The sequence below is a fragment of the Streptomyces sp. NPDC005863 genome, assembly GCF_042871345.1.
In the GTDB taxonomy this organism is placed as follows: Bacteria; Actinomycetota; Actinomycetes; order Streptomycetales; family Streptomycetaceae; genus Streptomyces.
This window is the reverse complement of sequence record NZ_JBIAII010000009.1, coordinates 228,990-248,603: the sequence shown is the minus strand read 5'-3', so window position 1 is coordinate 248,603 and position 19,614 is coordinate 228,990. Positions and strand designations below refer to the sequence as shown.

Annotated in this window: 18 protein-coding genes; 11 read left to right on the top strand and 7 right to left on the bottom strand. The window is 72.7% G+C overall.

Going from position 1 to position 19,614, the window contains the following annotated elements; genetic code table 11:
• Positions 1–19 precede the first annotated feature (19 nt).
• A complete protein-coding gene (locus ACFYO9_RS28615) occupies positions 20–2,239 on the top strand; it encodes an NADP-dependent isocitrate dehydrogenase (RefSeq protein WP_355810468.1) in 2,220 nt (739 codons plus the stop codon).
• Between the two features lie 85 nt (positions 2,240–2,324).
• Here ACFYO9_RS28615 and ACFYO9_RS28610 read toward each other — a convergent pair whose 3' ends face one another.
• On the bottom strand, positions 2,325–3,113 hold the full coding sequence (locus tag ACFYO9_RS28610) for a LysR substrate-binding domain-containing protein (RefSeq protein ID WP_358778340.1): 789 nt from the start codon (positions 3,111–3,113) through the stop codon (positions 2,325–2,327).
• 57 nt (positions 3,114–3,170) lie between these two features.
• On the opposite strand from ACFYO9_RS28610, the gene ACFYO9_RS28605 reads away from it, so the two are divergent.
• A complete protein-coding gene (locus ACFYO9_RS28605) occupies positions 3,171–3,587 on the top strand; it encodes a DUF5997 family protein (RefSeq protein ID WP_358778341.1) in 417 nt (138 codons plus the stop codon).
• 16 nt (positions 3,588–3,603) lie between these two features.
• Here ACFYO9_RS28605 and ACFYO9_RS28600 read toward each other — a convergent pair whose 3' ends face one another.
• The 3 genes from ACFYO9_RS28600 to ACFYO9_RS28590 all read right to left on the bottom strand — a co-directional run bounded on the left by ACFYO9_RS28600 (position 3,604) and on the right by ACFYO9_RS28590 (position 6,396).
• Entirely contained in the window at positions 3,604–4,800 is a 1,197-nt protein-coding gene (locus tag ACFYO9_RS28600) for an epoxide hydrolase family protein (protein ID WP_358709647.1), read from the bottom strand.
• 131 nt (positions 4,801–4,931) lie between these two features.
• Positions 4,932–5,870, bottom strand: coding sequence for an RNA polymerase sigma-70 factor (locus tag ACFYO9_RS28595; protein ID WP_355810478.1), 939 nt, complete (start codon positions 5,868–5,870; stop codon positions 4,932–4,934).
• A gap of 52 nt (positions 5,871–5,922) precedes the next feature.
• Complete coding sequence (locus ACFYO9_RS28590) at positions 5,923–6,396, bottom strand: carboxymuconolactone decarboxylase family protein (protein WP_355810480.1); 474 nt, start codon at positions 6,394–6,396, stop codon at positions 5,923–5,925.
• A 183-nt stretch (positions 6,397–6,579) separates the two neighbouring features.
• Here ACFYO9_RS28590 and ACFYO9_RS28585 point away from each other — a divergent pair, with 183 nt between their 5' ends.
• On the top strand, positions 6,580–8,205 hold the full coding sequence (locus ACFYO9_RS28585) for a hypothetical protein (protein WP_358778371.1): 1,626 nt from the start codon (positions 6,580–6,582) through the stop codon (positions 8,203–8,205).
• Positions 8,202–9,644: a rifampin monooxygenase gene (gene rox / locus ACFYO9_RS28580; RefSeq protein ID WP_358778342.1), complete on the top strand. Its 1,443-nt coding sequence runs from the start codon at positions 8,202–8,204 to the stop codon at positions 9,642–9,644. Before ACFYO9_RS28585 ends, rox begins: the two co-directional genes overlap by 4 nt.
• Before the next feature lie 59 nt (positions 9,645–9,703).
• Here the strand turns inward: rox and ACFYO9_RS28575 are convergent, their stop codons facing one another.
• A complete protein-coding gene (locus ACFYO9_RS28575) occupies positions 9,704–10,102 on the bottom strand; it encodes a hypothetical protein (protein WP_358709644.1) in 399 nt (132 codons plus the stop codon).
• 159 nt (positions 10,103–10,261) lie between these two features.
• On the opposite strand from ACFYO9_RS28575, the gene argC reads away from it, so the two are divergent.
• Genes argC through ACFYO9_RS28550 form a run of 5 tightly spaced genes read left to right on the top strand, consistent with a single transcriptional unit; the run spans position 10,262 to position 15,137 of the window.
• Entirely contained in the window at positions 10,262–11,290 is a 1,029-nt protein-coding gene (argC, locus tag ACFYO9_RS28570; protein ID WP_358778343.1) for an N-acetyl-gamma-glutamyl-phosphate reductase, read from the top strand.
• A complete protein-coding gene (gene argJ / locus ACFYO9_RS28565) occupies positions 11,287–12,438 on the top strand; it encodes a bifunctional glutamate N-acetyltransferase/amino-acid acetyltransferase ArgJ (RefSeq protein WP_358778344.1) in 1,152 nt (383 codons plus the stop codon). The genes argC and argJ overlap by 4 nt, the downstream gene beginning before the upstream one ends.
• On the top strand, positions 12,435–13,382 hold the full coding sequence (gene argB / locus ACFYO9_RS28560) for an acetylglutamate kinase (protein ID WP_358709642.1): 948 nt from the start codon (positions 12,435–12,437) through the stop codon (positions 13,380–13,382). Before argJ ends, argB begins: the two co-directional genes overlap by 4 nt.
• Positions 13,379–14,584 carry an acetylornithine transaminase gene (locus ACFYO9_RS28555; RefSeq protein WP_358778345.1) on the top strand — a complete coding sequence of 402 codons (1,206 nt, stop codon included), beginning with the start codon at positions 13,379–13,381 and terminating at the stop codon, positions 14,582–14,584. The genes argB and ACFYO9_RS28555 overlap by 4 nt, the downstream gene beginning before the upstream one ends.
• A gap of 7 nt (positions 14,585–14,591) precedes the next feature.
• On the top strand, positions 14,592–15,137 hold the full coding sequence (locus tag ACFYO9_RS28550; RefSeq protein WP_355810501.1) for an arginine repressor: 546 nt from the start codon (positions 14,592–14,594) through the stop codon (positions 15,135–15,137).
• Positions 15,138–15,208: 71 nt separating this feature from the next.
• Here ACFYO9_RS28550 and ACFYO9_RS28545 read toward each other — a convergent pair whose 3' ends face one another.
• Both ACFYO9_RS28545 and ACFYO9_RS28540 read right to left on the bottom strand, forming a co-directional pair.
• Positions 15,209–16,237 (bottom strand): bile acid:sodium symporter family protein, encoded by a 1,029-nt coding sequence (locus ACFYO9_RS28545; RefSeq protein ID WP_358778346.1) that lies wholly within the window; start codon positions 16,235–16,237, stop codon positions 15,209–15,211.
• Positions 16,238–16,312: 75 nt separating this feature from the next.
• On the bottom strand, positions 16,313–16,918 hold the full coding sequence (locus ACFYO9_RS28540; protein ID WP_358778347.1) for a pyridoxamine 5'-phosphate oxidase family protein: 606 nt from the start codon (positions 16,916–16,918) through the stop codon (positions 16,313–16,315).
• A 141-nt stretch (positions 16,919–17,059) separates the two neighbouring features.
• On the opposite strand from ACFYO9_RS28540, the gene argH reads away from it, so the two are divergent.
• Together argH and ACFYO9_RS28530 are read left to right on the top strand one after the other, a co-directional pair.
• Entirely contained in the window at positions 17,060–18,490 is a 1,431-nt protein-coding gene (gene argH, locus ACFYO9_RS28535) for an argininosuccinate lyase (protein ID WP_358778348.1), read from the top strand.
• A 57-nt stretch (positions 18,491–18,547) separates the two neighbouring features.
• Positions 18,548–19,522 (top strand): aldo/keto reductase, encoded by a 975-nt coding sequence (locus tag ACFYO9_RS28530; RefSeq protein ID WP_358778349.1) that lies wholly within the window; start codon positions 18,548–18,550, stop codon positions 19,520–19,522.
• Positions 19,523–19,614 lie beyond the last annotated feature (92 nt).

Here is a 19,614-nt window from a genome sequence, read left to right as displayed (position 1 = left end):
ACGCGGAGCGGAGCACCCGGTGACTGACTCGACCATCATCTACACCCACACTGACGAGGCCCCGGCCCTGGCGACCCATTCGTTCTTGCCGGTGGTCCAGGCCTACGCCTCGACGGCCGGTGTCAGCGTGGAGACCCGCGACATCTCGCTCGCGGGCCGCATCATCGCGAGCTTCCCCGAGCGTCTCGAGGAGGGCCAGCGCATCAACGACGCCCTCGCCGAGCTGGGCGAGCTCGCCAAGACGCCGCAGGCGAACATCATCAAGCTGCCGAACATCTCGGCGTCGATCCCGCAGCTCAAGGCCGCCGTCGCCGAGCTGCAGGCGCAGGGCTACGCGCTTCCCGACTACCCGGACGACCCGAAGACCGACGAGGAGCGCGACATCCGCGCCCGTTACGACAAGGTCAAGGGCAGCGCCGTCAACCCGGTCCTGCGCGAGGGCAACTCCGACCGCCGCGCCCCCGCGTCGGTCAAGAACTACGCCAAGGCCCACCCGCACCGCATGGGCGCCTGGTCGGCCGACTCCAAGACCAACGTCGCCACCATGGGCGAGAACGACTTCCGCTCGACCGAGAAGTCCGCGGTCATCGAGGAGGCCGGGTCGCTGCGCATCGAGCTCGTCGGCGACGACGGCTCCACCACCGTGCTGCGCGAGTCCGTACCGGTCATCGCCGGTGAGGTCGTCGACGCCTCGGTCATGCGCGTCGCCGTCCTGCGCGAGTTCCTCAAGGAGCAGGTCGCCCGCGCCAAGGCCGAGGGCGTCCTCTTCTCCGTGCACCTCAAGGCCACGATGATGAAGGTCTCCGACCCGATCGTCTTCGGCCACGTGGTCCGCGCCTTCTTCCCGAAGACCTTCGCGGCGTACGGCGACGTCCTCGCCGGCGCGGGCCTGACGCCGAACGACGGTCTCGGCGGCATCTTCAAGGGCCTCGACTCGCTCCCCGAGGGCGCGAAGATCAAGGAGTCCTTCGAGGCCGAGCTGGCCGAGGGCCCCGAGCTCGCCATGGTCGACTCCGACAAGGGCATCTCCAACCTGCACGTCCCCAGCGACGTCATCGTCGACGCCTCCATGCCGGCCATGATCCGCACCTCCGGCCACATGTGGGGCCCGGACGGCGACGAGCACGACACCCTCGCGGTCCTGCCGGACAGCAGCTACGCCGGCGTCTACCAGGTCGTCATCGACGACTGCCGCGCCAACGGCGCCTACGACCCGTCGACGATGGGCTCCGTCCCGAACGTCGGCCTCATGGCGCAGAAGGCCGAGGAGTACGGCAGCCACGACAAGACCTTCGAGGTCCAGACCACGGGCAACGTGCGGGTCGTCGACGGCGCGGGCAACGTCGTCCTGGAGCAGACCGTCGCCGCCGGTGACATCTTCCGGATGTGCCAGACCAAGGACGCGCCGATCCAGGACTGGGTCAAGCTGGCCGTCACCCGCGCCCGCGCCACCGGCAACCCCGCCGTGTTCTGGCTGGACGAGAGCCGCGCCCACGACGCCGTGCTGATCGGCAAGGTCGAGCGCTACCTCGCCGACCACGACACCGACGGCCTGGACATCCGGGTCATGTCGCCGGTCGACGCCACCGCGTTCTCCCTGGAGCGCATCCGCCGCGGCGAGGACACCATCTCCGTCACCGGCAACGTCCTGCGCGACTACCTCACCGACCTGTTCCCGATCCTGGAGCTGGGCACCAGCGCCAAGATGCTGTCGGTCGTCCCGCTGATGAACGGCGGCGGCCTCTTCGAGACGGGCGCCGGCGGCTCCGCCCCGAAGCACGTCCAGCAGCTGGTCAAGGAGAACTACCTGCGCTGGGACAGCCTGGGTGAGTTCCTCGCCCTCGCGGTCAGCTTCGAGCACCTCGCCACGAAGACGGGCAACGCGCGCGCCCAGGTGCTCGCCGACACCCTCGACCGCGCCACCGGCACGTTCCTGAACGAGAACAAGTCGCCGAGCCGCAAGCTCGGTGGCATCGACAACCGCGGCAGCCACTTCTACCTCGCCCTGTACTGGGCGCAGGAGCTGGCCGCGCAGACCGAGGACACCCAGCTCGCGCAGGCGTTCGCGGAGCTCGCCAAGACGCTGGGCGAGCAGGAGGAGACCATCGTCGGCGAGCTCGCCGCGGTGCAGGGCTCCCCGGCCGACATCGGCGGCTACTACCAGCCGGACGCCGCCAAGGCCTCGGCGGTCATGCGCCCGTCCGCGACGCTGAACCAGGCGCTCTCGATCCTGGGCTGACCGTCCCGGTGACGCAGTGAAGGTGACGCGCTGAAGGGGCCTCCCGCCGATGTGGCGGGAGGCCCCTTTCGCGTGTTCCAGCGGCTCAGGAGCGGCGTCGGGGCTTGCCCCGCTTGGCGGCCTTGGGACGGGCACCGCCACCGCCGCCGCCCCGCTGCGGTTTGCCGCCCGACTTGCCCGCGGCGGGCTTCTTCCTCGGCTGCGCCGACGCCTTCGCCTGAGCCTTCGAGGCAGCCTTCGCCTGCTCCTTCGCCGGGGTCTGCGCGCGGCCGCGCGAGCTGTTGACCGTCCGGCCGCGGACGATCCCGATGAAGTCCTCCACCAGGTCGGTGGTCTCGGCCTCCGGCCACGCCAGGGCGACGCGCGACTCCGGGGCGCCGGTCACCGGGCGGTAGGTGAGGTCCTTGCGGTGGTGCAGGCGGGCCAGGGACTGCGGTACGACGAGGACGCCGACGCCCGCGGCGACCAGCTCCACGGCGTCCTCGGTGGTGGCGGGACGCTCGTACGCGGGCTTGCCGGGCCGCGGCTCCCACTCCAGGGTCTCGTCGAGCGGATGGAACACGACCTCGTCGGCCAGGTCCTCGGGGGACACCTCGTCGACCGCCGCCACGACGTGGTCCTTGGGGACCATGACGACCGTGGTCTCGGTGTAGAGGGGGATCGCGCTGAGATCCGTGCGGTCGATGGGCAGCCGTACGAAACCGGCGTCGGCGCCGCCCGCGCGCAGTACGTCGGGCGCCTCGGCGGCGGGGACCGGGAGAAGGGTCAGCGGGATGTCGGGCAGCCGCTCGTTCCAGATCCGCACCCACTTGGCGGGCGTCACTCCCGGAACGTAGGCGAGCCGGAACGACGGGGGTACTTCCGAGCCTGTCACCTCGCCAGGCTACCCGCCGTGGTCAGCGGTGGCGCACATGCTCGATACCCTTGACCCATGACGTCGCACCAGACCACCCAGACCATGAAGCCCGCGACCGCGGCGAAGAAGCTGGGTGTGTACCTCCAGGCCACGCCCGCCGAGTTCCAGGAGGGTGTCGTCTCGCGCAGCGAGTTCAACGCGCTGCAGGCCGATCCGCCCGAGTGGCTCCAGGAGCTGCGGCGCAACGGCCCGCACCCCCGCCCCGTCGTCGCCGCCAAGCTCGGCGTCTCCATCGCCGGCCTCGCCCGCGGCGGAGTGACCGAGCCGCTCACCACGGAGCAGATCGAGGCCCTGCGCGAGGAGATGCCCGGCTGGCTCCGCCAGGAGCGCGCCACCCAGGCCGACGTCCGCCAGGAGGCCGTCCGCATCAAGGAGAAGCAGGCGGAGCAGGCCGAGAAGCGCGCGGCCCGCGACGACGACGCCCGCGCCTGAGTCTGAGCCCGTCCCGTCAGCCGCGTGCGCGCAGCGCGCGGAAGAACCTGCGGATGTCGGACACCAGCAGGTCGGGCTGTTCCATCGCCGCGAAGTGACCGCCCCGGTCGTACGTCGTCCACTGCACGATGTTGTTCGTGCGCTCGGCGATGTGGCGCAGCGGGATGAAGTTGTCGCGGGGGAAGTCGGCCAGCGCCGTCGGCGTCGGGGACGGCGCCGGCGGGTTGCCGGTGTACGCGGCCTGCGCCCGCTCGTAGTAGATGCGGGCGGACGAACCCGCCGTACCGGTCAGCCAGTACAGCATCACGTTGGTGAGCATCTGGTCGCGGTCGACGGCGTCCTCCGGGCGGTCCGTGGAGTCGGTCCACTCCTTGAACTTCTCCGCGATCCACGCCAGTTGGCCCACCGGTGAATCGGTCAGGCCGTACGCGAGGGTCTGCGGGCGGGTGGTCTGGATGTCGGCGTACCCCTGCCGGTCCCGGCTCCACGCCCGCATGCGCTCCCACGAGGCGAGCGTGCGCTCACGCTCCGGGGCGTCGAGCGCGGCGAGCTCCCGCTCGTCGGGCTCCTCGGTCTGGGCCGAGTTGGGCAGCAGGTTGAGATGGACGCCGATGACGTGGTCCGGGCGCAGCCGGCCGTGCTCGCGGGAGATGCCCGCGCCCCAGTCGCCGCCCTGCACCCCGTACCGCTCGTAGCCGAGCCGGCGCATGAGCTCGGCGGAGGCCAGGGCGACCCGCCGGAACTCCCAGCCGGTCTCCGCGGTCGGGCCGGAGAGGCCGAAGCCCGGAATGCTGAGCAGCACCACGTGGAACGCGTCGGCGGGGTCCCCGCCGTGCGCCCGCGGATCGGTGAGCGGCCCGACGACGTCGGCGAACTCGACGATCGAGCCCGGCCAGCCGTGGGTCAGCAGGAGCGGCGTCGCATCCGGTTCGGGGGAGCGGACGTGGGCGAAGTGCACGTTCGCGCCGTCGATCGTGGTGGTGAACTGCGGCCACGCGTTGAGTGCGGCCTCCGCGGCCCGCCAGTCGTACACGTGCCGCCAGTGGTGCACGAGCTCCTCGAGATAGTCGCGCGGAATCCCGTACGCCCAGCCGACGCCCGGCAGTTGGTCGGGCCAGCGGGTGCGGTCGAGCCGCGCGCGGAGATCGTCCAGGTCCTCCTCGGGCACGGCGATGCGGTAGGGGCGGATGCGGGTGTCATCGGAGGTCGTCATCGCTGCGCATGCTACGTCCGGGGGATCGGACGCCATCGGTATTTTTGCCGGTGGGAGCAACGCGCGGGCCCGGCCCGTGGGTTCGGGCCGCGCCTCCAGTGGTCATGCCTCCGGCTGCCGAGCCCCGGTGGTTACGCCTCCGGTGCCCGCGCCGCCGCCCGCATCAGCCGGCGGACCTCGCGGTCGACGGCCCACGCGTCCCCCACCGGACCCAGATGCCCGAGCTTGTCGGGGTTGATGATCAGGCGGATCGCCCGGATCCGCCCGTCCGCCACGTCCAGCGCCAGCGTGTGCAGCACCCTGCCCTCCCGGTCCCGGAAGATCGCGCCGGCCCCGCCGTTGAGCTCGTGCGCCTCGTACGTCACTCCGATCCCGGCCATCACCGGGAAACTGGAGGCGAGGAGACGGGCCACCTTCTCGGTGCCGGCGACGGCCCTGGACAGCTGCGGCCCCTTGCCGCCACCGTCGCCGACCAGCGACACATCGGCGGCGAGCAGCTCCCGCAGACCGGCCAGATCACCGGCGCCGAGAGCGTCGAGGAACCGCGACGCCAGCTCCTCGCGCTCCTCGCGGGCCGGCGCGAAACGCGGCTGCCCGGCCTCCATGTGCCGCCGCGCCCGTACGAGCAGCTGACGGCACGCGGCCTCCGAGCGCTCCACCGCCGCGGCGACCTCGTCGAACCCGAACCCGAACACCTCCCGCAGCACGAACACGGCGCGCTCCAGCGGGCTCAGCCGCTCCAGCAGCACGAGCGCGGCGATCGACACCGACTCGGCCAGCTCCACCGCGCGTTCCGGATCCTGGTACGGGTCGTCGAGGAGCGGCTCGGGGAACCACGGTCCCACGTACGCCTCCCTGCGCACCCGCGCCGACCGCAGCACGTCGATCGAGATGCGGGTGACCGCCGCCGACAGATAGGCCTTGGCCGACGTGGGCCGGGTCGCCGTGGCGTCGAAGCGCAGCCACGTCTCCTGCACCGCGTCCTCGGCCTCGCCCACGCTGCCGAGGATCCGGTAGGCGATCGAGAACAGCAGCGGCCGCAGCTCCTCGAACTCCTCCACCTTGCACATGCCGTACCCCCTGCGGCGCGGGGCCTGCACGGCCCCGCACCGGTTCCGTTCGTCAGTGGACCTGGCCGGGCACGTAGTCGCCGGCCGGCTGCCGGGTGATGATATTCAGCCGGTTGACCATGTTCATGAACGCGACATGCACCACCAGGGCGGCGAGCTGCTCCTCGTCGTAGTGGGTCGCGGCGCGGGCCCACACCTCGTCGGCGACCCCGCCGGCCCCGTCCGCGACCCGGGTGCCCTCCTCCGCGAGCTCCAGCGCGGCACGCTCGGCCTCGGTGAAGACGGTGGCCTCCCGCCAGACCGCCACCAGGTTCAGCCGCACCGCGCTCTCACCGGCGGCGGCGGCCTCCTTGGTGTGCATGTCGACGCACGCCGCGCAGCCGTTGATCTGGCTGACGCGCAGCGCCACCAGTTCCTGGGTCGCGTTCGGCACGGAGGTCTCCGTGAGCGCCTTGCTCCCCGAGAGGAAGTACTTCAGCGCTTTGGCGGCGTTCGGCTGGGCCATGTAGTTCAGTCGCGCGTCCATGGTGTGCTCCCTCGTCCTCGTCCTGGTCCTCGTCGCGTTGCGTGGCGCCATCCGCGTACGGGGTGACATGCCCGTACGGGGTGACATCCCCTGAGACGAGACAGCCCCGGCCCCTGTGACATGGGCGGATGTGACCTGCGTCGCTCGGCGGTGGCCCGCCCGGGGGAAAATCCTTCCGTGCCCGTGACCCACCTCCTCAGCGGCCTCGCCGCCAACCCCTCCCTGCCGCCCGATCTGGTCGACCGGCTGATCGCGTTCGCCCGCACGGAGCCGGACGGGGGTGACGTCGCCGCGGAGCTCGCGGGACGGGCGGACCTCGGCCGTGCGCGGGCGGCGGCGCTGGTCTCCGGTGCCGAGGAGAGCGTCGTCCGCGCGTGCGCGGTCCGGCTCGCGGAACGGGGGTGGCCCGCCGCCGCCGACGTCGACCCCGCGGCCCAGCCGTACGTCGCCCTCGCCCTGCTCGGCGAAGGGGCGGGCCGCCCGGAGTGGGCGCGGCTCCTCGCGGCGGACCCGGTGGCCGAGCGCCGGGAGCTGCTGGCCGGCTGCCCCGCCCTGCCGTCCGACGTGGTGGCGCGGCTCGCCGCTGACCCGGACGTCCGCGTCGTCGCGGAGCTCGCCCTGTGGGCCGCCCCGGACGTCGCCGCCGGGCTCGCGCGGCACCCGCACGCCGAGGTCCGCCGCGCGGTGGCCGCCAACGCGTCGACGCCCGCGGCCGTACTGACGGCCCTGCTGACCGGCGAGGGACTGCCGCCCGCACGGCGGTGTCTCGTCTGCGACCAGGAGGAGACGCCGTTCCTGCACGACCGGGAGTGCCCACGCCCTGACTGCGCACTCCCGCCGGGCGCGGCCTGCGACGGCTCCCACGAGTCCACCCTCCACGAGACGCGGCGGGCCGCCCTGGCCAACCCGGCCACCCCCGCGGAGGCCGCCGCCGGCTACGCCGACCACCCCTCCCTGCTGCTGCGCTGGTCCCTCGCTGCCCGGCAGGACCTGCCTCCACCGGTGTACGCGCGGCTCGCCGCGGACGAGGCACCCGGCGTGCGAGCCGACGTCGCGGCGAACCCCGCCGTCGACGAGTCCTTGCTGCGCGTGCTCGCGGGCGATCGCAGCCCCGACGTACGCCGCGAGCTCGCGCACCATCCGCGGCTCCCGCTCGACCTGCTCGCCGACCTGGCCGCCACCACCCGGATCGGCGCGACCCTGCTGCCGCGCGTGGCCGCCGCCTCGCCCGCGGAGGTCGCGGAGCTGGCCGCGTCACCGGTGCCGGCCCTGCGGATGCTGGTGGCCCGGCGCCGCGACCTTCCGCCGGAGATCCGCTCCGCGCTGGCCCGCGATCCCGACGCGAAAGTCGCCAAGTCCGTCGCGGCGCATCCCGGCCTCGACGAGGGGCAGTTGCGCGTCATGCTGGCGCGGCACGGCGCCCAGGTGGCGGCCTCGGTCGCGGCCAACCCGGACGCCACCCCGGCCCTCCTGGAGGAGCTGGCCGGGCAGCGGCCACCGGCGCGCCGGGCCCTGCGCGAGATCGCGGGCCATTGCCGCGCGACGGCCCCGGCGCTGCTCGCCTGCCTGGCGGACCCACGGGCGCGGCCCGTCGCTGCAGGCCACCCCGGGCTCCCGCCCCGGGTGATCGCCGAGCTGCTGCGGGACGACGACCGGCAGGTGAGCGAAGCGGCGGCGGCCAATCCGTCGCTGCCGCACGCCGTGATGGCGAAGCACGCCGCTCTGACGGAGCGCACCGACGAGGAAACCGACGAGGAATCCGACACGGAAACCGATGAGGAAACCGACGAGGAAGGGGCGTCGGCATGATCGACGTGATCGTGGTCGGCGGCGGGCCGACCGGCCTGATGCTGGCCGGTGAACTGCGGCTGCGCGGCGTGCGGGTGGTCGTCCTGGAGAGGCTGACCGCGCCGACCGGGCAGTCCCGCGGCCAGGGACTGCACGTGCGCAGCGTCGAGATCCTGGACCAGCGCGGCCTGCTGGACCGGTTCCTCGCGGTCAGCGAGACGTTCCGCGCGGGCGGATTCTTCGGCGGCATCAGGAAGCCCTGGCCGGAGCGGCTGGACACGGCACACCCGTACGGCCTGGCCACCCCGCAGCCGGTCACCGAGCGGCTGCTCGACGCGTACGCCCGCGAAGCCGGCGCGGAGATCCGGCGCGGCCACGAGGTGGTCGGGCTGAGCCAGGACGCGCGGTCCGTGACCGTCGAGCTGGCGGACGGCACGCGGCTGCGCTCGCGCTACCTCGTCGGCTGCGACGGCGGCCGCAGCACGGTCCGCAAGCAGCTCGGCATCGGCTTCCCCGGGGTCCCCGCGACCGCCGAGACGCTGCTGGGCGAGCTGGCCCTGACCGGGGACCCGGCGACGATCGCCGCGACCGTCGAGCGGGTCCGTGCGACCCAACTGCGGTTCGGGGCAAGCCCGTTGGGCGACGCGATGTACCGCGTCGTCCTCCCCGCCGACGGTGTGGCCGAGGACCGGGTGACGGCGCCGGACATCGAGGAGTTCCGGACGCAGCTGCGGGCGTACGCGGGCACCGACTTCGGCGCGCACGCCCCGCGCTGGCTGTCCCGCTTCGGCGACGCCACCCGGCAGGCCGAGCGCTACCGGGCCGGCCGGGTGCTGCTGGCGGGCGACGCCGCGCACATCCACCCGCCGACCGGCGGCCAGGGGCTCAACCTCGGCCTCCAGGACGCGTTCAACCTCGGCTGGAAGCTGGCCGCCGCGGTCGAAGGGCGGGCGCCCGAAGGCCTCCTGGACAGCTACCACGACGAGCGCCACCCGGTGGGCGCCGCCGTCCTGGACAACACCCGAGCCCAGATGCTGCTCCTCGGCTCCGACCCGGGCGCGAGCGCCCTGCGGGGGCTGCTCTCGAAGCTGATGGACTTCGAGGAGGCGAACCGGTACGTGACCGGAATGATCACGGCGCTCGACGTCCGCTACGACTTCGGCTTCGGCGAGGGTCACGAGCTCCTCGGCACGCGACTGCGCGACATGCGGCTGCGGCGGGGCCGGCTCTACGAGCTGATGCGCGCGGGCCGCGGCCTGCTGCTCGACCGGGCGGGCCGCCTCGCGGCGACCGGCTGGGCGGACCGCGTGGACCACGTGGTCGACACCGCCGAGGAGCTGGCGCCGGACGTCCCCGCGGTGCTGCTGCGGCCGGACGGCCATGTGGCCTGGGTGGGCGCCGACCAACGGGACCTGCGCGCCCAGCTGCGCAGGTGGTTCGGCGAGGCGGGGGAGGGCTGAGGCGAGCTGGATGGGCAGGCGGGGCGAGGGTCCGGCTCCGGCCGACGGGAGCGGCCGGTTCAGGCGGGCTGGTCGGGGTCGCAGCTCGCCCGGCGGCGGCCGATGGCCACCAGCGCGGCGCGCAGGGCGGCCTGGTCGCCGCGGCGCACGACGTGCACGCAGCCGTCGACCTCCTCCAGGAACGCGGCGGCGACCGGCGGGTTCGAGGACAGGTGCCAGATGACGCCACTGGGCGGCTGCAGGGCCCGGACGCCCTGGAACAAGGTGGCGAGGCCCTGCCCTGCGCCGGGCGCGGCGCTGTCGATCAGCACGATGTCGGGCAGCAGCGCGCGGGCCTGGGCCAGGGCCTGGACGGGCCCGCTCGCATGGGAGATCACCCGGAAGTGCGGGCCGTCCTGCACGAGGGGACGCAGCGAAGCGGCCACGTCGTCGTCGGCCACGATGAGCACGGTCATCATGCGACCAGCTTGCCCCGGCCGCGGGGTCTGCGCCTGCGCGCCCTTCCTCGCCCCGGGCCGCCCTTGCGCACCGACGTGACCGCGAACCCGCGACAGCGAACCCGCGTTGCATAAAACTGCAGCAGAACGTATAGTCATGCCATCCAAGAGGAGGGTTCCATGAGGGTACGCGCAGCAGTGGCAGGGGCGAGTGGGTACGCGGGCGGCGAGCTGCTGCGTCTGCTGCTCGCACACCCCGCGATCGAGATCGGCGCCCTCACCGGCCACTCCAACGCGGGCCAGCGCCTCGGCGCGCTGCAGCCGCATCTGTTCCCGCTCGCCGACCGCGTCCTGGAGCCGACCACGGCCGAGGTGCTCGCCGGGCACGACGTCGTCTTCCTCGCGCTGCCCCACGGGCAGTCCGCCGCCGTCGCCGAGCAGCTCGGCCCCGATGTCCTCGTCGTCGACATGGGCGCCGACTTCCGGCTGGCCGACGCCGCGGACTGGGAGACGTTCTACGGCAGCCCGCACGCCGGCACCTGGCCGTACGGCCTGCCCGAACTGCCGGGCGCCCGTACCGCGCTGGCGGGGTCCAAGCGCATCGCGGTGCCCGGGTGCTACCCCACCGCCGTCTCCCTCGCGCTCTTCCCGGCGTACGCGGCGGACCTCGTCGAGGCGGAGGCGGTGATCGTCGCGGCCTCCGGCACCTCCGGCGCGGGCAAGGCCGTCAAGCCCCACCTCCTCGGCTCGGAGGTCATGGGCAACATGTCCCCGTACGGCGTCGGCGGAGGCCACCGGCACACGCCCGAGATGATCCAGAACCTCAGCGCCGCCGCGGGCAGGCGGGTCGGCGTCTCCTTCACGCCGACCCTGGCGCCGATGCCCCGCGGCATCCTCGCCACCTGCAGCGCGAAGGCGAAGCCCGGCGTCACCGCCGAGAGCCTGCGGGACACCTACACCAAGGCGCTCGCCGACGAACCGTTCGTGCGCCTGCTCCCCGAGGGGCAGTGGCCCGCCACCGCCGCCGTGTACGGCTCGAACGCCGTGCAGATCCAGGTCGCCCTCGACGAGGCGGCCGGGCGCGTGATCGTGATCAGCGCCATCGACAACCTGACCAAGGGCACCGCGGGCGGCGCCCTGCAGAGCATGAACATCGCCCTCGGCCTCGACGAGGCCACCGGGCTCACTACGATCGGAGTCGCGCCGTGAGTGTGACGGCAGCCAAGGGATTCACCGCGGCGGGCATCGCCGCCGGAATCAAGGAGAACGGCAACCCGGACCTGGCCCTCGTGGTCAACGCCGGGCCCCGCCGGGCCGCCGCGGGCGTCTTCACCTCCAACCGCGTCAAGGCCGCCCCCGTGCTCTGGTCGGAGCAGGTCCTCAAGGGCGGCCTCGTCTCCGCCGTCGTCCTCAACTCCGGTGGCGCCAACGCCTGTACGGGGCCGCGGGGCTTCCAGGACACGCACGCCACCGCCGAGAAGGTGGCCGAGGCGCTGTCCCTGAACGCCGGAGAGGTCGCCGTCGCCTCGACCGGGCTCATCGGCGTCACGCTCCCCATGGACAAGCTGCTGCCCGGCGTCGACAAGGCGGCCGGTGAACTCTCCGCGCACGGCGGCGAGAAGGCCGCCATCGCCATCAAGACCACCGACAGCGTCCACAAGACGTCTGTCGTCAGCAGGAACGGCTGGACCGTGGGCGGCATGGCCAAGGGCGCGGGCATGCTCGCCCCCGGCCTCGCCACCATGCTCGTGGTCCTGACCACCGACGCCGACCTTGAGGCCGACGTCCTGGACCGCGCCCTGCGCGACGCCACCCGGCTCACCTTCGACCGCGTCGACTCCGACGGCTGCATGTCGACCAACGACACCGTGCTGCTGCTCGCCTCCGGAGCCGCCGAAGTCACCCCGGAGTACGCCGAGTTCGCCGCGGCCGTCCGCGAGGTCTGCGACGACCTGGGCCGCCAGCTCATCGGTGACGCCGAGGGCGCGAGCAAGGACATCAAGGTCGAGGTCGTGAACGCCGCGAGCGAGTCCGACGCCGTCGAGGTGGGCCGCTCCATCGCCCGCAACAACCTCCTCAAGTGCGCCCTGCACGGCGAGGACCCCAACTGGGGCCGGGTGCTCTCCGCGATCGGCACCACCTCCGCCGTCTTCGACCCGAACCAGCTGAACGTCGCCATCAACGGCGTCTGGGTCTGCAAGAACGGCTCCGTCGGCGAGGACCGCGAGCTCGTCGACATGCGCTACCGGGAGATCGTCGTCACCGCCGACCTGGCCGCCGGCGGCGAGAGCGCGACGATCTGGACCAACGACCTCACCGCCGACTACGTCCACGAGAACAGCGCGTACTCCTCATGAGCATCGACGCACCCAAGGACGCGAGCGGCCAGCCCACCGCCCGCAGACACACCGCGCTGCCCAAGGCACAGACCCTCATCGAGGCGCTGCCCTGGCTGACGAGGCACCGCGGCAAGACCGTCGTCATCAAGTTCGGCGGCAACGCCATGGTCGACGAGGAGCTCAAGGCCGCCTTCGCCCAGGACGTCGTCTTCCTGCACCACGCGGGCCTCAAGCCCGTCGTCGTACACGGCGGCGGCCCGCAGATCAGCAAGGCCCTCGACCGGCACGGCATCGTCAGCGAGTTCAAGGCGGGCCTGCGCGTCACCACCGAGGACGCCATGGACGTGGTCCGCATGGTCCTCGCCGGACAGGTGCAGCGCGAGCTCGTCGGCCTGCTCAACCAGCACGGCCCGCTCGCCGTCGGCCTCACCGGCGAGGACGCGCACACCATCACCGCCACCAAGCACCAGCCCCGCATCGAGGGTGAGTTGGTCGACATCGGCAGGGTCGGCGAGATCACCGAGATCGACACCGGCGCCATCGAGGCGCTGCTCGCCGACGGCCGCATCCCGGTCGTCTCCTCGATCGCCCGCTCCCAGGACGACCACCATGTCTACAACGTCAATGCTGATACGGCGGCTGCGGCACTTGCGGCTGCGCTGGACGCCGAGACGCTGATGGTCCTCACCGACGTCGAGGGCCTCTACGAGGACTGGCCCCACTCCGACGAGGTCATCAGCAGGCTCACCGCGCGGGAGCTGGAGAAGCTCCTGCCTGAGCTGGCCAGCGGCATGGTCCCGAAGATGGAGGGCTGTCTGCACGCCGTGCGCAACGGCGTCGAGACCGCCCGCGTCATCGACGGACGGGTCCAGCACTCGATCCTGCTGGAAATTTTCACGGACGAAGGAATTGGCACGATGGTCGTGCCCGACACGCAGCACGTCCCGGAGGGGGAGTCATGAGCAACCAGGAGCTGACCAGGCGCTGGCAGGGCGCCCTCATGGACAACTACGGCACGCCCACACTGCCCCTCGTGCGCGGCGCGGGCACCAGGCTGTGGGACGCCGACGGCAAGGAGTACCTCGACTTCGTCGGCGGCATCGCGGTCAACGCCCTCGGCCACGGCCACCCCGCCGTGGTCGAGGCGGTGAGCCACCAGATCGGCGCCCTCGGCCACGTCTCGAACCTGTTCGTCGCCGAGCCGCCCGTCGCGCTCGCCGAGCGGCTGCTCCAGCTCTTCGGGCGCGAGGGCCGGGTGTACTTCAGCAACTCCGGCGCCGAGGCCAACGAAGGCGCGTACAAGCTCGGACGGCTGACCGGCCGGCGCCACATGGTCGCCACCCGGGGCGGCTTCCACGGCCGCACCATGGGCGCGCTCGCCCTCACCGGCCAGCCCGGCAAGCAGGAGCCGTTCGTGCCGCTGCCCGGCGACGTCACACACGTCCCGTACGGCGACGTCGAGGCGCTGCGCGCGGCGGTCACCACCGAGACCGCCTTCGTGATCATCGAGCCGATCCAGGGCGAGAACGGCGTCGTCGTACCGCCCGCGGGCTACCTCACGGCCGCCCGGGAGATCACCCGGGCCACCGGCACGCTCCTCGTCCTCGACGAGGTGCAGACCGGAATCGGCCGCACCGGCCACTGGTTCGAGTACCTCGCCCATGAGGGCGTGGAACCGGACGTCGTCACGCTCGCGAAGGGCCTGGGCGGCGGCCTGCCGCTCGGCGCGACGGTCGCGTTCGGCGCGGCAGCGGAGCTGTTCAAGCCCGGCCACCACGGCACGACGTTCGGCGGGAGCCCCGTCGCGTGCGCCGCGGGGCTCGCCGTCATCGACACCATCGACGCCGAGGGCCTGCTGCAGAACACCAAGCGGGCGAGCGAGCGGCTGCGCGGCGGAATCGAGTCACTGGGACACCCCCTGGTGGGCCATGTAAGGGGCGCGGGCCTGCTGCTGGGTATCGTGCTCACCGAGCCGCTCGCGCCAAGGGTGCAGCAGGCGGCTCAGGACGCCGGCTTCCTGGTGAACGCGCCCGCCCCCGATGTCGTACGGCTGATGCCGCCGTTGAACGTGCGCGACGACGAGGTGGACGCGCTCCTCCGGGCGCTGCCCGGCGTACTGGACAAGGCCGCTGCGGCCGACGGGGACGGACGATCCGGAGAATGAGACGACGATGAGCCAGGCGCAAGGCAACGAGCACGTCGACCACGCGGGTCCCGCCGTGCCGCAGACCCGTACCGCACGCCACCGCCGGATCGTGGACATCCTCAACCGGCAGCCGGTGCGCTCCCAGAGCCAGCTGGCGAAGCTGCTCGCCGACGACGGTCTGACCGTCACTCAGGCGACGCTCTCCCGGGACCTGGACGAGCTGAACGCGGTCAAGATCCGCAACGCCGAGGGCGACCTCATCTACGCGGTGCCGAGCGAGGGCGGTTTCCGCACCCCGCGTGCGCCGCTCGGGGAGTCGGCCAAGGAGGAGCGGATGCGGCGTCTCTCCGCGGAGCTGCTGATCTCCGCGGAGGCCTCGGCCAACCTCGTCGTCCTGCGCACCCCGCCGGGCGCCGCCCAGTTCCTGGCGTCCGCGATCGACCAGGCCGAACTGCACGACATCCTCGGCACGATCGCGGGCGACGACACGCTGATGCTGATCAGCAGGGAGCCGACGGGCGGCCAGGCTCTGGCGGACCACCTGCTCCGACTGGCGTCGAACGACCACTAGTTACGCCGGGTGCCGCGCCCTACCGTTCACCGCATGCGTGGACGACGTGCCGTCCGGCGGCCACGGGTGACTCAGCCGGACTCCGCCGCCCGCGGCAGGACCGCTTCCGACTCGGTTCCCTCGACCCCCTCGCCGCCCCGCGCCCGATACGACATCCACGCCGCCACCAGCGCCCCCGACACGTTGTGCCACACGGAGAACACCGCCGAAGGCAGCGCCGCGAGGGGGCTGAAGTGGGCCGTCGCCAAAGATGCCGCCAGGCCCGAGTTCTGCATGCCGACCTCGAAGGCCATCGCGCGGGACGCGGGCGGGCCGAGGCGGGCGAGCTTGCCGGCGCCGTAACCGAGCGCCAGGCCGAGGCCGTTGTGCAGGAACACCGCGAGGAACACCAGCGCCGCCGCCGACTTGATGGCCGTGGCGCTGCCCGCGACCACGATCGCCACGATGGCGGCGATGGTCAGCGCCGACAGCCACGGCAGCGCGCCGAGCACCCGGTCCACGTACCGGCCGAGCAGCAGCCGTACGAGCAGACCGGCGACGACCGGCAGCAGCACCGTCTTGAGGATGTCCGTCACCATCGAACCCGCGTCGACGGGCAGGTACTCGCCGGCGAGCAGCAGCGTCAGCGGGGGCGTGACCAGCGGGGCGAGGACGGTCGAGACGGTGGCGACGGAGACGGAGAGCGCCACGTCGCCCCGCGCCAGATACGTGACCACGTTGGACGCCGTGCCGCTCGGCGCGCAGCCCACCAGGATGACGCCGGCCGCCAGTTGCGGGGAGAGGCCGAGCGCGTGGGCGATCAGCCAGCCGAGCCCCGGCATGATCACGTAGTGCGCCACGAGGCCGAGCGCGACGGCCCACGGCCGCTTGACCACGCCCTGGAAGTCGAGCGGGGTCATGGTCAGCCCCATGCAGAACATCACCACGCCAAGGAGGTACGGGACGTTCGTGCCCCAGCCCGCGAAGGCGTCCGGCGCGGCCAGGCCGAGGCCGCCGGCCGCGAGGACGAGGACGGGGAAGACGGTGACGGCGCGGCGGGCGGCCCGGTCGGCCGGGTCCGCCCCGCCGGCCGGAGTGGTGGTCGTCTGTTCGGCTTGCACGGCGCGATGCAACGCCCCGCCCCGGCGTCCGTGCAACCCCGTCTCGGTATGTGGTCGCTACACGGAACGCGGTCACTACGCGGAGGCCGGCGGCGCGGCCGCGCTCGGCGGCAGCGGGAGGGGCAGCGCGGGCAGGCCGTCCATGCTCTGCGCGATGTACTCCTTCTTGGCGAAGTACGCGCTGAGCGACGCGTCGTCCTCGCGCGCGAAGCGCCGGGCGTGCAGGTCCCGGTCCTCGTCGTACGACATGTAGGGCACCGCGTATCCACAGCTGTCGCGGACGCGTTCGGCCGTCACGACGATGACGGCGCGCAGACCGTGCGGCGTCGGATCAATGCCGGGGAAGTGGCCGAGGAGCTCCTCGAAGCGCGGGTCGTCACGGAAGACGGGCTCGCCGCGGCCGTGCACCCGCACGATGTTGGGCGGCCCCTGGAAGGCGCACCACATGAGGGTGATGCGGCCGTTCTCCCGCAGGTGCGCGATGGTCTCGGCGTTGCTGCCCGCGAAGTCGAGGTAGGCGACGCGCAGTTCGTCGAGCACCACGAACGAGCCGCGCATTCCCTTGGGGGAGAGGTTGACCGTGCCGTCGCCGGCCAGCGGGGCGGTCGCGGTGAAGAACATCGGCTGCTCCTCGATGAAGGTGCGGAGCCGGCCGTCTATGCGTGCGTACGTCTTTCCCATGGGCGGTGATTATTGCGCAAGTCCTTCAGCCGTCTAACGAGTTTGCCGATGTCCCGGTCGTGCGGCTCGGCTCGATTGACGAAACATACGGAGCAATGCATACTCATGCATAGTTCGGATGAGGCAGTGAGGAGCACGTCAGTGAGCAGCAACAACGGTGATGGCCTCCGGCTCTGGGGCGGTCGGTTCGCCGACGGGCCCGCGGAGGCCCTGGCGAAGCTGTCGGCATCGGTGCACTTCGACTGGCGCCTCGCGCCGTACGACATCGCCGGCTCCCGCGCCCACGCCCGCGTGCTCCACACGGCGGGCCTGCTCACCGAGGACGAGCTGACCGGCATGCTGGCCGGGCTCGACCGCCTGCAGGCCGACGTGGCCGACGGATCGTTCGTCGGCACGGTCGCCGACGAGGACGTCCACACCGCCCTGGAGCGGGGCCTCCTGGAGCGGGTCGGCCCCGACCTCGGCGGCAAGCTGCGGGCCGGCCGGTCCCGCAACGACCAGGTGGCGACGCTCTTCCGGATGTACCTGCGCGACCACGCCCGGATCATCGGCGGCCTGCTCGCCGAGCTCCAGGGCGCGCTCGTCGGCCTCGCCGAAGCACACCCCGACGTCGCCATGCCGGGCCGCACCCACCTCCAGCACGCCCAGCCGGTGCTCTTCGCCCACCACGTCCTCGCGCACGTCCAGTCGCTCTCCCGGGACGCCGAGCGGCTGCGCCAGTGGGACGCCCGGACGGCCGTGTCGCCGTACGGCTCCGGCGCGCTCGCCGGCTCGTCCCTCGGCCTCGACCCGGAGGCGGTCGCGAAGGACCTCGGCTTCGAGCACGGCTCGTCCGCCAACTCCATCGACGGCACGGCCTCCCGGGACTTCGTCGCGGAGTTCGCCTTCATCACCGCGATGATCGGCGTGAACCTCTCCCGGATCGCCGAGGAGATCATCATCTGGAACACGAAGGAGTTCTCCTTCGTCACCCTGCACGACGCCTTCTCCACCGGCTCGTCGATCATGCCGCAGAAGAAGAACCCGGACATCGCCGAGCTCGCCCGCGGCAAGTCGGGCCGCCTCATCGGCAACCTGACGGGCCTGATGGCGACGCTCAAGGCGCTCCCGCTCGCGTACAACCGCGACCTCCAGGAGGACAAGGAGCCGGTCTTCGACTCCTGCGACCAGCTGGAGATCCTGCTCCCCGCCTTCACCGGCATGATGGCGACGCTCACCGTGCACCGCGAGCGCATGGCGGAGCTGGCCCCGGCCGGCTTCTCGCTCGCCACCGACATCGCCGAGTGGCTGGTCAAGCAGGGCGTGCCGTTCCGCGTCGCGCACGAGGTCGCGGGCGAGTGCGTGAAGGTCGCCGAGGCCGAGGGCAAGGAGCTCGACGGCCTCACCGACGAGCAGTTCGCGAAGATCTCCGAGCACCTCACCCCCGAGGTGCGCACCGTCCTGAACGTCCCCGGCGCCCTCGCCTCCCGCAGCGGCCGCGGCGGCACCGCCCCCTCGGCCGTCGCCGTCCAGCTCGCCGAGGTCAAGGCGGATCTGACGGTCCAGCAGGAGTGGGCGGCCGCGCGCAGGTGAGAAAAGGGCGTCGCGGGTTACGTTGACGGGGAGATCCCCTACGACGAGGAGCCCGCGATGCCCTTCGCACGGCTGGCCGCAGCGACGACCCCGACCGCACACCTGGGGCTCGGCCTCGCCGCCGTCGGCAGGCCCGGCTACATCACGCTGGGCCGGGAGGGCGACCTGCCGCCGTCCCGCAGTGTCGAGGCCCTGCGCGAACGCTCCGTCGAACTCCTCGACGCCGCCTACGCGTCGGGGGTCCGCTACTTCGACGTGGCGCGCTCCTACGGCAGGTCCGAGGAGTTCCTCGCCGACTGGCTGCGCGCACGGCCCGACGTCGACGATGTCGTCGTCGGCAGCAAGTGGGGCTACACCTATACGGCGGACTGGCGCACCGAGGCCGAGGGCCCGCACGAGGTCAAGGACCACAGCGTCGCCGCGTACGACCGCCAGCGCGCCGAGACCGCCGCACTCCTCGGCCACCGGCTCGACCTCTACCAGGTCCACTCCGTGACGCCCGAGAGCCCGGCGCTCACCGACAAGGAACTGCACGGCCGGCTGGCCGCGCTCGCCGCCGATGGCGTCACCGTCGGCCTCTCCGTGAGCGGCCCCGAGCAGGCCGCCGCGATCCGCGCCGCTCTCGAAGTGACCGTCGACGGTGAGCCGCTCTTCCGCACCGTCCAGGCGACGTACAACATCCTGGAGACCTCCGCGGGGCCCGCACTCGCCGAGGCGCACGACGCGGGGCTCACCGTGCTCGTCAAGGAGGGCCTGGCCAACGGCCGCCTCGCCGACCCGTACGCGCCGCCCGCGCTGCGCGAGGTCGCCGAGGAGACCGGGCTCGGCTGCGACGCGGTGGCGCTCGCCGTCCTGCTGGCCGAACCGTGGGCGGGCGTGGTCCTGTCCGGCGCGGCCACCTCGGTCCAGCTCGTCTCCAATCTGCACGCGGCCGCGGTCGACCTGGCCGCGGGGCAGCTGGAGCGGCTGGTGGGTCTGGCGCAGGACCCCGCGGCGTACTGGGAGGGGCGGGCGCGGCTGCCCTGGAACTGAGACCGGGGCGGCGGCGAGCGGGGGCGACCGCGGTCGAACCCGGCGGCGCGGCGAACCGTAAAGAGTGAGACACCTCTGTCTCAGATGGCTTA